The organism is Dellaglioa sp. CoH-57-MRSF-19, from assembly GCF_056781975.1.
Map to the genome: position 1 here is coordinate 1 of NZ_JBXAXW010000134.1, position 461 is coordinate 461.

Annotated in this window: 1 protein-coding gene; it reads right to left on the reverse strand. The window is 52.9% G+C overall.

Annotated features, from left to right (window positions below; genetic code table 11):
- Positions 1 to 274 (reverse strand): hypothetical protein (locus AC1RO3_RS08615; RefSeq protein WP_481764020.1); only part of this gene is annotated, 274 nt, incomplete at its 3' end.
- Between the last annotated feature and the right edge of the window lie 187 nt (positions 275 to 461).

Consider the following 461-nt stretch of genomic DNA (forward strand, 5'->3'; position numbering starts at 1 on the left):
CGTGGTTGCCGAGAATAGCGTGCCACCTGAGGTCTGGATTTTCACGAACAACGTCCGCCAATTCCCGTTGTCCAGAGTACGAGGCGCGTGGGCCGTCATACTGGTCACCTAGCAGCAAGATGTTGCTGATACCGTTGTCACGTGCGTACTTGACGGGACCTCGCCTAATCTCGTCAGCGACCATCTTGTCCGGATTTTGTACGTACTTCGAAAGACCTCCCGATCCTGAGGAATCGGTGAAGTGTGCATCTCCCACAGCCACAAACTCTGCCACTTGATCTCCTTATGTTACGTACTCATTCTCTTCCCAATTCCACATCTGTGCAGACTTAGGCCAGTAGCGTTTGAATGTGGCGCTATCAGTAACACGCTCAACACGTTCCAACTCTGCCCTGCCCTCGTCAGAATTTAGGATAAGGTCCGCGCGATTCGGACTCACAAACGCCAGCAGCCCCAAATTC